14 protein-coding genes are annotated in these 13,787 nt (G+C 44.0%); 6 read left to right on the top strand and 8 right to left on the bottom strand.

The window, feature by feature from the left end; genetic code table 11:
• Positions 1-505 precede the first annotated feature (505 nt).
• From LEP1GSC050_RS04480 to epmA, 3 genes are all read right to left on the bottom strand, one after another.
• A complete protein-coding gene (locus LEP1GSC050_RS04480; RefSeq protein WP_010568402.1) occupies positions 506-2,767 on the bottom strand; it encodes an aconitate hydratase in 2,262 nt (753 codons plus the stop codon).
• 477 nt (positions 2,768-3,244) lie between these two features.
• Positions 3,245-4,273, bottom strand: coding sequence for an OmpA family protein (locus tag LEP1GSC050_RS04485; protein WP_010568401.1), 1,029 nt, complete (start codon positions 4,271-4,273; stop codon positions 3,245-3,247).
• A gap of 205 nt (positions 4,274-4,478) precedes the next feature.
• Complete coding sequence (gene epmA / locus LEP1GSC050_RS04490) at positions 4,479-5,426, bottom strand: EF-P lysine aminoacylase EpmA (protein WP_010568400.1); 948 nt, start codon at positions 5,424-5,426, stop codon at positions 4,479-4,481.
• Between the two features lie 75 nt (positions 5,427-5,501).
• Here epmA and LEP1GSC050_RS04495 point away from each other — a divergent pair, with 75 nt between their 5' ends.
• A complete protein-coding gene (locus LEP1GSC050_RS04495; RefSeq protein ID WP_020987085.1) occupies positions 5,502-5,828 on the top strand; it encodes an STAS domain-containing protein in 327 nt (108 codons plus the stop codon).
• On the opposite strand, the gene LEP1GSC050_RS04500 is transcribed toward LEP1GSC050_RS04495, so the two are convergent.
• On the bottom strand, positions 5,802-6,248 hold the full coding sequence (locus tag LEP1GSC050_RS04500) for a DUF4279 domain-containing protein (RefSeq protein WP_010568398.1): 447 nt from the start codon (positions 6,246-6,248) through the stop codon (positions 5,802-5,804). The genes LEP1GSC050_RS04495 and LEP1GSC050_RS04500 overlap by 27 nt on opposite strands.
• A gap of 233 nt (positions 6,249-6,481) precedes the next feature.
• On the opposite strand from LEP1GSC050_RS04500, the gene LEP1GSC050_RS04505 reads away from it, so the two are divergent.
• The gene (locus tag LEP1GSC050_RS04505) at positions 6,482-7,207 is read left to right on the top strand and encodes a response regulator transcription factor (protein WP_010568397.1); all 726 of its coding nucleotides are present in this window, start codon (positions 6,482-6,484) and stop codon (positions 7,205-7,207) included.
• Between the two features lie 341 nt (positions 7,208-7,548).
• Entirely contained in the window at positions 7,549-8,340 is a 792-nt protein-coding gene (locus LEP1GSC050_RS04510) for an enoyl-CoA hydratase/isomerase family protein (RefSeq protein WP_010568396.1), read from the top strand.
• Positions 8,341-8,354: 14 nt separating this feature from the next.
• Here the strand turns inward: LEP1GSC050_RS04510 and LEP1GSC050_RS04515 are convergent, their stop codons facing one another.
• Both LEP1GSC050_RS04515 and LEP1GSC050_RS04520 read right to left on the bottom strand, forming a co-directional pair.
• On the bottom strand, positions 8,355-8,663 hold the full coding sequence (locus LEP1GSC050_RS04515; RefSeq protein WP_010568395.1) for a 4a-hydroxytetrahydrobiopterin dehydratase: 309 nt from the start codon (positions 8,661-8,663) through the stop codon (positions 8,355-8,357).
• A 30-nt stretch (positions 8,664-8,693) separates the two neighbouring features.
• Complete coding sequence (locus LEP1GSC050_RS04520; protein WP_010568394.1) at positions 8,694-9,107, bottom strand: TraB/GumN family protein; 414 nt, start codon at positions 9,105-9,107, stop codon at positions 8,694-8,696.
• A gap of 232 nt (positions 9,108-9,339) precedes the next feature.
• Between LEP1GSC050_RS04520 and LEP1GSC050_RS04525 the strand changes: the two genes are divergently transcribed.
• The 3 genes from LEP1GSC050_RS04525 to LEP1GSC050_RS04535 are packed head-to-tail and all read left to right on the top strand — an operon-like array spanning position 9,340 to position 10,314.
• Positions 9,340-9,615 carry a DUF883 family protein gene (locus LEP1GSC050_RS04525; RefSeq protein WP_010568393.1) on the top strand — a complete coding sequence of 92 codons (276 nt, stop codon included), beginning with the start codon at positions 9,340-9,342 and terminating at the stop codon, positions 9,613-9,615.
• 11 nt (positions 9,616-9,626) lie between these two features.
• Entirely contained in the window at positions 9,627-10,007 is a 381-nt protein-coding gene (locus tag LEP1GSC050_RS04530; protein ID WP_010568392.1) for an LBF_4227 family protein, read from the top strand.
• A gap of 7 nt (positions 10,008-10,014) precedes the next feature.
• Positions 10,015-10,314, top strand: a complete 300-nt coding sequence (locus tag LEP1GSC050_RS04535) for a hypothetical protein (RefSeq protein WP_010568391.1) — start codon at positions 10,015-10,017, stop codon at positions 10,312-10,314.
• Positions 10,315-10,321: 7 nt separating this feature from the next.
• Here the strand turns inward: LEP1GSC050_RS04535 and pyk are convergent, their stop codons facing one another.
• Both pyk and LEP1GSC050_RS04545 read right to left on the bottom strand, forming a co-directional pair.
• Entirely contained in the window at positions 10,322-11,752 is a 1,431-nt protein-coding gene (gene pyk / locus LEP1GSC050_RS04540) for a pyruvate kinase (protein ID WP_010568390.1), read from the bottom strand.
• A 63-nt stretch (positions 11,753-11,815) separates the two neighbouring features.
• Positions 11,816-13,777, bottom strand: coding sequence for a hypothetical protein (locus LEP1GSC050_RS04545; protein WP_010568389.1), 1,962 nt, complete (start codon positions 13,775-13,777; stop codon positions 11,816-11,818).
• Positions 13,778-13,787 lie beyond the last annotated feature (10 nt).

Here is a 13,787-nt window from a genome sequence, read left to right on the forward strand (position 1 = left end):
ACAAGTTCTATAATTATTAACATGTAACTTTAAAATGTCAAGCCCAGGAAAGAAAATTTTAAACGGAAGAATGCCTAAATCTATGCCGAAATGCCAGACACGGTTCAATCACTAAGTTCTCGCAAGTCTCCAACCTTTAGGCGTTTACTCTAAAGTTTAAAATAGAATAAATTGAATCTTCTCACTATAAAAGAAACTAAAGCGGGCCGGAATTCAGAAACTCTCAAAACCTGAATAGAGATATCGGAGAGATGGAAAATATGAAGACGACGCTACGTTTAATCGAAGTAGTCTCAGTGGAACGAGGCATTGAGGAAGTTGACGAAATTGATTCGTTTCCTAAAAAGATCATCCGTATTCTTAAAATACAAGATCGTTAGGAAAAATTAGCGAATTGAATCTAGCGAATTTTGAAAATAGAGATACAGGCAGTTGGTCGGCGGAAGGTTCCGTCAGAACAAAACCTTCCGCCATAGTTATTATAAAGGCATTCCTGCCGATATTTTTACTTCTTACCGCCGATAAGATTCAAAGCGCTTCCCGCCTTAAACCATTCGATTTGTTGTTCGTTATACGTATGGTTTACTTTGATCTCGTCTTTACTTCCGTCCGTATGGTGTAAGACTAGAGTCAAAGGAGTTCCTTCCTTAAACGAGGTTAAACCGAGAATATCGATCGTATCGTCTTCCTTGATCTTATCGTAATCGGTCTTGTCCGCAAACGTAATCGCAAGCATTCCTTGTTTTTTCAAGTTGGTTTCATGAATCCTCGCAAAAGACTTCACTAAAACGGCACGCACTCCGAGGTGTCTAGGCTCCATCGCCGCGTGTTCGCGGGAGGAACCTTCCCCGTAATTTTCATCGCCCACTACAATCGATCCGATTCCTTTCGCCTTATACTGACGTTGAACTTTCGGGACCTCGTCGTAAGAACCGTCCAACTGATTTTTAACGGAGTTTATCTTATCGTTAAACGAATTAGTAGCACCGATCAGCAGGTTATTGGAAATATTGTCCAAATGCCCGCGGAACTTCAACCAAGGCCCGGCCATCGAAATATGATCCGTAGTGCATTTTCCTTTGGCTTTAATCAGGAGGCGCAGCCCTTTCAGATCCGTGCCTTCCCATTTCAAGAATGGGGCCAATAGTTGAAGTCGATTGGATTTCGGATCCACAACGACTTGAATTTTAGAACCGTCCGCCGCTGGGGCCTGAAATCCTGCGTCCTTCACGTCGAACCCGCGCTTCGGTAATTCGTCTCCGTCCGGAGGATCCAGTTTTACTTTCTCGCCCTTATCGTTGACAAGCGTATCAGTGCTAGGATCGAATGTTAAGTCTCCGGCAATCGCGAGAGCCGTTACTAATTCCGGAGACCCGACGAACGCATACGTATTCGGATTCCCGTCGTTTCGGGATTGAAAATTCCTATTGAAGGAGTGAACGATCGTATTCTTCTCTTTCTTTTCCGAGCCTACGCGAGCCCACATTCCGATGCAAGGTCCGCAAGCGTTCGCAAATACTTTCGCTCCGATCTTTTCAAAAGTCTTGATGAATCCGTCCCGCTCGATCGTAAACCGAACTAACTCCGATCCGGGAGTTATCGTAAATTCCGATTTTGGGGTCAGAAATTTTTCAGAGGCTTGATGAGCCAGAGAAGCCGCACGGGAAATGTCCTCATACGAAGAATTTGTGCAAGATCCGATGAGACCTACTTCCACTTTCGTCGGCCAACCGTTCTTCTTTGCTGCTTCTTTCATTTTAGAAATAGGCGTCGCCAAATCGGGAGTAAACGGTCCGTTTAGATGGGGCTCTAGTTGGTTGAGATCGATTTCAATCACTTGATCGAAGAATTTATCCGGATTCGCATAAACTTCCGGATCCGCATTCAAATGCTCCTTAATTCCGTTAGCGAGATCCGCTACTGCCGCACGACCCGTAGATCTCAGGTATCTTTCCATGGATTCGTCGTATCCAAATGTGGAAGTAGTCGCGCCGATCTCGGCACCCATATTACAAATGGTTCCCTTTCCTGTGCAGGATAATGCCGCAGCACCCTCGCCGAAATATTCCACGATGGCGCCTGTTCCGCCCTTAACGGTGAGAATTCCTGCGACTTTTAATATGATATCTTTCGGGGAGGTCCAACCGTTAAGTTTTCCGGTTAACTTTACTCCGATTAATTTCGGCCATTTTAATTCCCAAGCCAAGCCAGCCATTACGTCGCAAGCGTCAGCGCCGCCGACTCCTATCGCGATCATCCCTAATCCGCCGGCATTCACGGTATGAGAATCTGTACCGATCATCATTCCACCTGGGAAAGCGTAATTTTCCAAAACTACTTGGTGAATGATTCCCGCCCCAGGCTTCCAGAAACCGATTCCGTATTTGTTGGAAACCGAGGAGAGAAAATCGTAGACTTCCTTGTTGTCGGTAGAGGCTTTGCTCAGATCCGCGACCGATCCCACCTGCGCAGTAATCAAGTGGTCGCAATGTACGGTGGAAGGAACTGCAACTTTATCCCGACCCGCGGACATAAATTGAAGCAACGCCATCTGAGCCGTTGCGTCCTGCATTGCAACTCTATCCGGAGCAAAATCAACGTACGACTTTCCCCTATCGAAAGGGTGTTTCGGTTCTCCAGTCCATAGGTGGGAATACAGAATTTTTTCAGTCAGGGTAAGCGGTTTCCCGACCACTTCCCTAGCCTTCTTTACCAGGGTCCCGATCTTCTCGTACCGAGCGCGGATCATATCTATATCAAATGCCATTTGTCATCTCCGGGATGGTTTCATCGTCTCTCGGGTATAGTGTACTTGTATAGGATTTTTCAGATAAGAAAGGGCGAGAAATTAGCTAAATTTCGGCTAAAGCGGAATGCTTTAATTAGATGATAATTTCACATTCGGTTCGAAAGAATTAAATCGGACTGAAGAAGAGACTGAAAAGAATTTAGATATAATTCAAGGCAAAGGGAACGGTTTCTTTAAGATCCGAAGCAAAAGCTCAAAAAATTTACTTGATGAAGATATTAGAATCCCCGGTTTACATCTTGGTAATGACGATCTTACTCAACGCAATAAAAATACATAATTCTTCCTATCCAAGCGCTTTATGATCACCTAGCTGTCCGCGCCGACGTTGCACTCGCTTAGCCCGCAGCCATATCGTCGAGTCTTGATCGGCCTGCTACGCTCGAGGAAGGGAACTAATACTATAGGTTAAACTTCTCTTATGTAGTGATTCGCCTATTCGACGATCCGGATTTCTACACGACGATTTTTTTCCTTTCCGGCTTCCGAGGAATTTTCGGCGATCGGTTCCGTCGCACCTTTGGCCTGGATTAAAACACGCTCGTTGGCTATACCGTTTCCGATTAGGTAGTCGCGGACCATTTCCGCACGAAGTTTAGAAACTTTTAGATTCGCCTCTTCCTTTCCTTCGTTCGAAGTATGACCGGTAAGGGACGCCTTCAATTCGGGTTTTCTTTTTAGAAGTTTGGAAAGATGGTCCAGAGTTTTGCGAGAAGAGGGTAAAACGGAGATACTATTCTTATCAAAATGAATGGCGCTCGATTCGATTTGCTTAGCTAGCTCCGCGTTCGTGCCTTCCAGTTTGGCCGACTTTGCACCCGAACCGGAAAATAAACTGAATACGCCTTTTTCCGCTTTGTCCGGCGTCGAATCCTTTTTCGGTTCCCGCTTTTCTACGATATTCTCTTCCTTCTTTTTAGCTGCAGAATGTTTATAGGCGGACGATTTGGATACTTCTTTCGAGGAACCGAAAGCATAATAAATCCCGATACCGATTCCGCTTAAAATTAATATGGAAAGAAGTAGGATCGGAATGCCGCTTCTTGTGCGAGGTTTTCCGGCAGACGGCGTGGGAATGTAATTCGTATAACCTAAATAAGAGTCGTCCTCTTCAGAGGGAGCGATTGAAAGATCCGAGATTTCTTCGGCGGCAGGAGGCAATTCTTCCGGTTCTGCGGATTTGGTCTTGGCGGATTTTTCGGCGGCCCATTTTCTAATTTCGGACCGAAACCATTCGTCCGCCTTATCCGTAAACTTATAATTCTCTCGGATATGCTCTATGGTTTTCTTTTCTATATCCGTGTACGTATTATTATCTTTCACGGCATTCAGAAGCTTTTTCGCGTCGTTTACGGAAATACGACCGTCACGCTTACCGGAAACGGAAGCATCCGCAATTTCGATCAAACCACGATCGTATTTTTTCCCGTTGATAGTGACGTAATAATTCTGTTTTTTAGCCATGTTTCCGTCCGTCCCTTCAGGTTCCCGATCGACTCAGGTGAAAAAAGATTCTTTCGCCTTGTCTCGTATACGGAAAATCAACTCTCGCGTAGTAGGGTACTACGTGAGAGTTTCCGTGCAACCAAAGTTTTACGGTTCTCCTTTGAATATCGAACCGTAGTAAGGTGAATCTTGAACCAATTTACTCCGGAAGTCTAGAATCTTTCTAGTCGAGGCGGCCCCAATACGGACTGATTTGAGATAGGGAATTCGCGCCTAGAAATACAGAAAGCAAGCGATCCAACCCGATCGCATTCCCCGAACAGGCGGGGAGACCTCTTTCAAGCGAAAGTAGGAAATCCTCGTCGATAGGAAAGACTTCCTTCCCTAATTTCTTCCGCAGTTCCTGCTCCTTAAAAAAGCGAAGTCGTTGTTCGGCGGGATCGGATAACTCGTAAAAAGCGTTTCCGAGTTCGATATTTCCGTAGTACGTTTCAAAACGCTTTGCAACCCCGTTTTCTATTCGAGCCAATGCGGCCATTTCGGGAGGATAATCGTACAAAAATTGAAACTCGGGTAAGAGTCGCCGCTCAACGAAATTCAAAAAAACTAGATAAAAACAATCCTCATATTCCAATTCCTGTATTGAGAGATTCGTCAGGGACGCCTGATTTAGTTTACTTTCTAGAGATGCGCGATCCCAATCGCAACCCGCGTATTGAAGCAATAAATCCCGAACACGATACCTAGGGAACTTCATATCCGAAATAGATTTCCCGATTCTGTTCTCTAAGGTCCGAATTAGACGTTCGGTCGTATCCATTAGGTCGTTCAAATCCGCCCCCACCTGATAGAATTCTAACATAAGAAATTCCGCGGTATGAAGCGGGCTTCCTTTTTCTCCCGAGCGGAACGTATGCGAGATTTCGTATACGCGGTCCAAACCTAACGATAAGGCTTGCTTTAAGGAATATTCCGGCGAGGTAACTAAGTACCCGATTTCTTTTCCCGAAGGAGAACGGACTTCGAAGGGATCCAAATGGGGCTCCATTCCCGGAACCTTCTTTAAGGCGGGGGTATCTATTTCTAAAAATCCGTCCGAATGAAAAAAGTCCCGGACGGACCGCAGAAATCTTCCCCTAGCTTTTATAATTTCTTTGGAAGTGAGATTCATCCGATAACTCCCCTTAATATCCGACTTGCAATATCCAATAAGGAGATCCTACCTTGTTTCGAGGAAGTTCGTCCCTTGGAACAAATTCGTAGATACACTTATTTCGAAATCCGAAAAAAAAACAAAGTCGTCGAAATAGAACCCTTAACCGATCAAATCGAAGGCGACTCCTTCAAAGAATTACAATCGGCATTGGCGATGGCTTTTTACGAATCGAATCGGCACGTTAAACTGGAATTGGAAAACGTACAATTCCTATCGATCACGGTTTTAGAAAAGCTGATCAAATTCGCTCTAGATCTACGGGAGAAAAATCGAGTTCTTATTTTTTCGCATCCCGCTATGTCGGTTAGAAAATACTTGGAAAGATTTCGTTTAACGGATGTGATTCTTATCCTCTGACCTACGCTTCTTTTCCGGTAGCTTCCAAGCTTGGAAACTGATTTTAAGTCCAAGATTTCCCAACAGTAAAAGTAATTTAGGAGTTAAGGAAGCTTCCTCTAAACTGCCGTCATTATACTCGACGGAACAATATAACGTTACCGTATGCTTTTCGCAAACGCTTTGAAATTCTTTGCGATGAGGAGCGATGCGTTCTATAAGTTCCCAAACATGATCTTCTAAGGGAAGATTAGCGTCTTTCTTGGAATGGATTTGCCATAATGGAGAACTGACCGGCTCCCCCGAGATAGCCGTTACCGTTTCGGGAACAGGTAGATCAGGTCGAATTCCAGTCTCTCGAGTTATTCCATGTACGTCCAGGCCAGGTTCAGATATGGCAATCAAGGCCCAAGAGCGAGGAATCATTAAGGGAGATTTCATTTAGAAATTAATACCTGCCTTTATTTTGCGATTCTAAGTTGAATTACGAAAAAAAATGACACAACCTAATCCTAAAATCGCTCGAATTTAGTTCTTTAAACATCGATTTTTTTTAAAATGAGCGCATTTTTACCCGATTTTCCCAAGTCTTAATTTTTTCTTTGAAGCATTTTTCATGGGAATAATATGTTGTAATCAGGTTATTTTTTCCATCAAATTCATCTGAGGCATTTATGAAGAACATTTTGGTCATCGAAGACGATCCGGATATCGGAAATCTCATACGAAAGTCTTTAGATTCGGCCCACTATAAAACCACCATACAAACATCCGGTGAAGAAGGGTTGAAATACTATAAAGCAAACCATCCGGATCTTCTAATTTTAGACCTCTCTCTTCCCGACATCGACGGCATGGACGTGTGCCGTACAGTAAGAAGAACCGACGAAAATACCCCTATTTTTATCGTAACCGCGCGCAATGAAGAAATCGATCGCATAATGGGATTGGAACTCGGAGCGGACGATTATATTACGAAGCCCTTTTCCGTTAGAGAACTTAAAACCAGGGTGGATGTATTCTTCCGCCGATGGGACAAAAAAGCGGGTATTAAACCGAATATCGGAAGCGGCGGTGAAATTATCCGAGGCAGCTTGAAAATCGATCCGGTCCGACGTAGAGTAACACTGAAAGACCAAGTCATCAATATTTCCCGTAAAGAATTCGATATCCTTCAGCTAATGGCGACCTCTCCCGGAAAAGTATTCTCTCGAGAAATGATCCTGGAAGCGGTATGGGGAATGGAATGGGACGGATTCGAAAGAATGATCGATTCTCATATCAAACGGATCCGATCGAAACTCGAAAAGAATTCCGCCCAACCGGAATGGATCGAAACGATTTGGGGAATCGGGTATAGATTTTCCGATAATTACGACAATATAGTAATTCCGGATTAAGCGAATTTTATTCTTATAACTCCTATCGAGAAAAGGCCCTCTTTCAGGGCCTTTCTTTTATACTTAGGCATTCCGGATGCACGAAATATTTCGGGTCATTTTCCCCAGCTCTTAAAGCGAACTATCCGAAGATATATTAAATATCTATAATTAAATATGATTTGTTCGAAGGACAAACTTTCGGAATTTCCTGGCAAACATCATTCGGTAGTCGTCGGAATGGATCAGATTCAACTTGAAAGAATAAGTCGACTGCGGGTTCATAATATTGTCAAAGATTTCAATCGTACGAATCTCTACGAAATGGGATCGTTATCAGTTTAGAGGAAAAACGAAGTATCATGAAAAATATCAGAATCGAAGAAAAAGGACCCTTGGCGTGGATATGGCTGGATCGATCTCCTTCCAACGAAATGACGGAGGAACTGATGGACGAGTTGATCGAGGCGCATAAAATTCTTGGCGCAAAAAAAAGCGTTCGTGCGGTTTTAATCGGTTCTCAAAACGAAAAATTTTTTTCGAACGGTTTAGATCCTCGTTATATGCTGGAACGCTCCGCGGAAGATAGAGTCAAAGTGTTCGCAAAATTGTTCGATATGATGCGAATCATTTATACGTTCCCTAAGCCGCAGGTAACCGTCATTAACGGACACGCGATGGCTGGCGGCGCGGTACTCGGAATTCTAACCGACTTTCGGTTTATGGGAAACGGAAAATCTCGATACTGCTTCTCGGAAGTATTGGTCGGCCTGACGATACCGCCTACTCTACTAAATATCATAGGATCGGTGGTCGGCAAAGCTAAATTACGGGACGTCGCAATGTTGGGAACGGCCTATAAACCGGAAGAAGCAAAAGCGATCGGACTCGTCGATCTCGTTTTCCCTGTCGAAGAATTACATAAAAAATCGGAAGACTATATGTTAGATGTATTGAATCTTCCTCAGGCAAGCCTTGAGTCTCTTAAGCGAGGCATCAGAAAAGATCTGATTCAGGAGTTCGACGCTCCGACGGATTTATTGATCCAAGAATTCAAACCGTTCGTTTCCGGAAATTTCGACGAAGGCTTAAAGGCCGTATTAGAAAGAAGAAAACCGAAATTCAGCCAAGAGGTTGCCAGTATCTCGAAGTGATTTACGAACACCGTTTAAGAAATGTCGTGTTTGTAAGCTTTCTCAGAAAACAAAGCCAACTCTAGGTCCAAATTCGAAAGGCCTTTAAGAGAATGAGTGAAAACTTCCAGACCGACATTTCCGTAGCTGACTCTCAGATCCGGATGATGATCCAATCTTTCCGCTTCTCGAGCGATTTCGTTTACGAAACGAATCCCTTCCGAGTAGGTAGAAAACTGAAAATTTTTGCGGATTCTATACACTCCGTCAATAGGAAGAACTTCCCATGAATCGGGAAGATTCTTCCGAATCTCTTCGGGGTCCATTTTGCGCGTAGAACTCATACTCATGTTTTACGACAGGAACGGAAAAATCTACAGAACTTTCTTTAAAGCCTGTTTGATTTTTTCGGCGTCATCGATCGCTCCGTTTGAAAGTGATCCGGCTCTTGCCATTAAATTTACCGCTCCGTCCATCCTGGCTTTTAATTCTTCGATTTTGTGAAGTTGATCGTTGAGAAATGCCAATTTCGATTCTATCTCCATTTCCTTTCTCTCCAAAAGAAGTTTGTAATTTTCCAACTCTTGGATTTTTTTACGAGTCTTCTTGGCCTCCGTATCTACGTCTTTACGGTAATATTTTTCCAGCTCTTTCTCCGCCTGAGCATGGCGGTCTGCTTCGGCTTTGAATTCCCGCTTGAGGTGCTTTAGGGCTTGTCGATAGGCTCTATTATAAATTCTCTGGCGTTGTTTACGACGAATTTTGGCGATTTTTGAAACGAAATTCATAACGTTTCCCCTACTGAAAATCTTAAGGTCAAATCGGGTTTCGCTTTAAGAGAACTACTCGGAAGAGCAGAGTCCCTGATTGACCACTCTGACAATTATACTAGAATTTTCGACTGAATTCTTCCCGAATTAAAAGCCATAAAAATGATTTTATGGACGCTTTTGACATTTTTGGAAAGTTCTTGAAATAGGAATAGAGTTCTCTAATAAGAGACCTTGGAGGACCGCTTTTATGTCCAATGCCGAAAGCCTCAACGAGGAGTTGGAATCCCTCAAAGAAAAGGCTAAAAAAATCACAGGGAAAGCTAGAGAGGAATACTTGGAACACGTATCAGATCTAAAAGAACGTCTGAAGCAAGTCACAGGCGAAACAAGCGAGAGAGCAAAGCAGATCATCGATCAAACGGGAGTCTATATCAAAGAAAACCCCCAAAAAGCGACCCTAATCGGACTCGGGGTTGGCGTCGGATTAGGCCTGATCATCGGTCTTCTAATTCGTAGGAAATAAAGGAAACTTCTTTGGCGCGTAAAAAGGAGAACTCTCAGACTAAAACCGCGGAATCCGAAACACAAAATGGCGATGGTTTTTTTAATAGCTTCGAATTAAAAGGCCATCTCCTTTCTTTGGTCGATTCCTTTCTCGAATATATCGAAACTCTTCTACTATATCTTCGAAAATCTGCGGAAGAAAAAGTTAAACGAGGAGTACAAGCTTATGTATTCCTTAGGATCGGATTTTATTTTCTGGGATTAGCATCGCTTCTTTTTATAGGTGCCTTCTTTCTTTATCTATTAAAGACGTTTGGTGATCCTATTTTTGCCGCGCTCGGAACCGGGGGGCTTTGTTTATTTTTTTCGCTCTTTTCCCTGGCTATTGTCGCGTCTAGATTGAAAGGTTAGCCGGACTATGCCGAGGAAGAGTAAGCAGGAAAAAGTCGCCGGATTAGGCCTAAATCCTTTTTTAGGCTCCGATGATTTTCTAGAAAAAGATCCGGAAACGATGAGTTCGGAAGAGTTAAAACTTTATCTTCATATTAAAAAATTGAAAGTAAGGCTGGAATTCGAAAGGTTTCAATCCTCGTTAAATTATACGGGAATGTTATTCGAAGCCTTAGATCGTCTAGGAATACGCGACGCTCTCCTGGCTTGGGTTGAAAAACAAGCTTTCGGCGGAGAAACCCCGAAACAACAACCTAATTCCGAGTAAGATCTGTTTATTTTACTTCTCGCACCTGAATGGTCTCCACGCGATCCACTCCTGCGATAATATCCGAAAGAATCACGACTTGATCTCCGTCCTTAATTCGTCCGCTTGCCTTCAAAGTTTCGATCGCTAATTTAATCGTCTTTTCCGGATCGCTCGAAAAATCGATTCTATAAGGAATGACACCTCTTGTCAGCCAAAGCTTGCGTCGAACCGTCGTCATGTTGGTAAATGCATAAATCAGGGGTTGTCTAGGATGGAACGAGGCCACATTCAGCGCCGTAGTCCCTCGACGAGTAATCACGATAATAGCCGGACTCTTAATCGAATCGGAGAGCATTGCCGCCGATTTAGCCATCTCTTCTTTTTTATTAGAAGGGATTCGATCGCTGACATAGCCGACACCCGGAGTTTTTTCCACCCTCTCTGCGATTTTATGAAGCATCTCCACGCAACGAACCGGAAATTTTCCTGCAGCCGTTTCGCCTGAGAGCATGATCGCATCCGATTCCTCATATACTGCGTTAGCTACGTCGGTAACCTCCGCCCTCGTGGGGGAAGGGTTATTGATCATGGATTCGAGAAGGTGAGTCGCCACGATAACTCGCTTTCCACGAACCGCACATTCCCGGATGATCGCGCGTTGAATGATCGGAAGTTCCTCGATGGGCAGTTCGACGCCTAAGTCACCTCGCGCGACCATCACTCCGTCGGAAACCTCGACGATCTCAACCATATTCCTAACGGCTTCCTGATCTTCGATCTTAGCGATAATCGCCGAATGACCGTTGTTCTCCTCGATGATCTTGCGAAGCTGTAGGATATCCTCCTTGGATCGAACGAAAGAAAGAGCGATAAAATCCACATCCTCTTCCAAGCCGAAAAGAATATCTTTTTGATCCTTCTGAGTGATGGAGGGCAAATTCACCCGAATTCCGGGAAGATTGATATGTTTTCTAGAGCCCAACTTACCGCCGTCAACGACCTTGCATTTCAACGCGGTTTCTTGAATCTCTTCTACTACCAAATTGATCAAACCGTTATCTACGGTAACTCGATCGCCGACTTTCAAGTCGTTTACGATATCTCGATAATTTACAAAAACGGATTGTTCTTCCGATTCTACTCCCGGAATAATATGAAAAGTAAAGGATTCTCCGACTTTGAGATCCAAATGATCCACTTGGAGATCCCCCGTTCGAATTTCAGGACCTTGAGTATCCAGCAGAATCGCGATCGGATGTTTTAATACGTCCTTGTTTAGAGATTTAATAATTTTAATAATCGATCTATGGAACTCGTGGTTCCCGTGCGACATGTTCAGACGGGCCACATTCATCCCCGCTTCCGCAAGCGCTAGGATCATTTTTTTATCCGCTGTCGCGGGTCCGATCGTGCAAATAATTTTTGTTTTTCTAAAGTTAACGAGTTCGTTTTTCATAGGAATAAGAGAAATCCCGAATCTTTGCCCGCGCTGTAAAAAGCCGACATCGTTCGGATTGGGTTAAATTTTCGCAAGCGTCCTATTCAGGAAGTCTTCGAACGAGATATAAAAATCGAACTTTTCTTGCTCCGGCATGCCGGCCACTTTCTGCTCGTCCACGATCTTTTTAGCTTTGTCCAAAAGAGACCGTCCGTTCTTCTTCAAAAATCTACGCGTAATCAGAATCGGAAACGTATATTTTTCTTCCTGATTTCTTACCATAAAGGAATGGATTTCCTTTTTTGCATTCTTTTTCAGAAAGTTGAGGAGCGTATTTTCATCCGCATCCGCGCCTAGCATCGTTAAAAGGTAATTTCGATCCGGGTATTCTCCTCTGGTCCAGGCGGCATCCAAAATATCCAAAACCGAAGAAAGCATTTTCTTTGCCTGAGGATCCACTTCTTGTTCGCCTGACCGAGTCATAGCGGCATCTTCTCCCGCCGCAAAAACGGCTGCAGCCCTAGCCTTCGATCCGGATTCCACCGCGTCCTTCTCTTTTACGCGCTTCTCCGCAATTCTCAGTTTTTCTTCCTGGGCGGCTCTCGTTTTGGCTTCGAGAACTCTCTTATTCTGTTCCGCAGCGAGTCTTGCCCGAATTTCTTCGGCCTCGAAGCGATGAACCATATTATTATTGCCGAATAGCGACCGCCAAAATCTGGTAAAGAAAGGAAGATACTTAAACAAAGACGAATATTCTAATTTTTCGAATTGACCCGCGGCCTCTCTCGATTCCAGAAAATCCTTGATATTCATTTTCCCGAGTACGCGAATTTCGCTGTCATTCCCGGTGGCCGCAAGAATCCGTTTCGCATTCTCGATGGCGCCTTGAATGCAATCCTTATGTAACACAAAATTGTACATATTCTTTTTATCGGCGAATTCAGAGTGCAGAATCATTTCATGATTTATGATAAGATTGCGAATTTCATCTTCGATAGGTTCGCCCCGGAATCTAAGATAATTCAAGTCGACAAGTCGGTTTGCGGATCGCACATAATCCAAAAGCTCCGAAAGTTTGGCTCGCTTTTCCTTTTTTTCCTTTTCTTCCTCTTCGAAATGTATGAGAGCCAAAAGCTCTTCCATCGCGGTCTTCTGATCCCCGTACGCTGGACTTAAAAAAGGCAATACCTGCACCGCCAAGGCCCTCGTGTTATTCAGTTCTTCCTGACTGAAGTTCCCTAAAACTCCGATTCTCTGAAGTTCCGGAATAATTTTATCCTTCAGATATTTCTTATATAGATCCAGGCGGGCGATGATTTCTTCCTGAATATTATAATAGAAAACGGACCGGTTACCGGGACTTAGCGCACGTTCATTCCGAAAGAAATACAGATTCTTCGAGTCCACAAGTCGTTTTAAGACCGGTTTTAAATTGATGTTTATCGTCGTTTGTTTGAGCGCCGGAGTAGTATCGTACAAATCCTGGAAAAGACTGCCTATTTCGGAAGATGCATATGTTTCGCTTAACCGATTAGTATCGATGCATTCCCAAATCCATTTTTGGAAGTTTTCCGTCCCCGGGAATTTTCGTCTTTCCTTGATCCACCGTTGGATGGAGCTAAAGGAAGTCTGATTGACTCCTTCCACGTAACGATGACTGGACCCGGCATCCGCCTGAGACGGTCTTGCAAAAACCGTCATTAAGCGAAGTGAGGAAGCGATCAATTTTCCGTCCGACAAATCGCCCGTAGGATCGTAATCCACCATCGAGATCTTTTTGATCAAAGGCGGATTGTGTCGAGACGTAACTTCCTTTAGATAAGCGAAGACTCTTTCCTTGTCCAGAGTCAGTTCGCGCGCTAATTGTTCCGTCGTAGGTAGAATTTTATTTGCGACGAATTTTTCAGTCCAGTCCGCAACGATGAGAACAAGCTTATAGATGCCCTTGTACTGGAAGTCGCCTCGAGCTTCTAGAGCTTGGGCCAACTGTAACGTAGAGTTGTAATCCGCAACCTTCAGTTCCGGGGATTGGGGATCCAGCACGTTTGTTTCC

The sequence above is a fragment of the Leptospira broomii serovar Hurstbridge str. 5399 genome, from assembly GCF_000243715.2.
GTDB classification, from domain to species: domain Bacteria; phylum Spirochaetota; class Leptospiria; order Leptospirales; family Leptospiraceae; genus Leptospira_B; species Leptospira_B broomii.

What these genes read in the sequence shown, in the direction of transcription:
- LEP1GSC050_RS04510 (WP_010568396.1), top strand. Translation starts at nt 7,549, where the DNA reads ATGAAAAATATCAGAATCGAAGAAAAAGGACCCTTGGCGTGGATATGG.
- LEP1GSC050_RS04480 (WP_010568402.1), bottom strand. Translation starts at nt 2,767, where the DNA reads ATGGCATTTGATATAGATATGATCCGCGCTCGGTACGAGAAGATCGGG.
- LEP1GSC050_RS04520 (WP_010568394.1), bottom strand. Translation starts at nt 9,107, where the DNA reads ATGAATTTCGTTTCAAAAATCGCCAAAATTCGTCGTAAACAACGCCAG.
- LEP1GSC050_RS04505 (WP_010568397.1), top strand. Translation starts at nt 6,482, where the DNA reads ATGAAGAACATTTTGGTCATCGAAGACGATCCGGATATCGGAAATCTC.
- LEP1GSC050_RS04535 (WP_010568391.1), top strand. Translation starts at nt 10,015, where the DNA reads ATGCCGAGGAAGAGTAAGCAGGAAAAAGTCGCCGGATTAGGCCTAAAT.
- LEP1GSC050_RS04515 (WP_010568395.1), bottom strand. Translation starts at nt 8,663, where the DNA reads ATGAGTTCTACGCGCAAAATGGACCCCGAAGAGATTCGGAAGAATCTT.
- pyk (WP_010568390.1), bottom strand. Translation starts at nt 11,752, where the DNA reads ATGAAAAACGAACTCGTTAACTTTAGAAAAACAAAAATTATTTGCACG.
- LEP1GSC050_RS04485 (WP_010568401.1), bottom strand. Translation starts at nt 4,273, where the DNA reads ATGGCTAAAAAACAGAATTATTACGTCACTATCAACGGGAAAAAATAC.
- LEP1GSC050_RS04500 (WP_010568398.1), bottom strand. Translation starts at nt 6,248, where the DNA reads ATGAAATCTCCCTTAATGATTCCTCGCTCTTGGGCCTTGATTGCCATA.
- LEP1GSC050_RS04525 (WP_010568393.1), top strand. Translation starts at nt 9,340, where the DNA reads ATGTCCAATGCCGAAAGCCTCAACGAGGAGTTGGAATCCCTCAAAGAA.
- epmA (WP_010568400.1), bottom strand. Translation starts at nt 5,426, where the DNA reads ATGAATCTCACTTCCAAAGAAATTATAAAAGCTAGGGGAAGATTTCTG.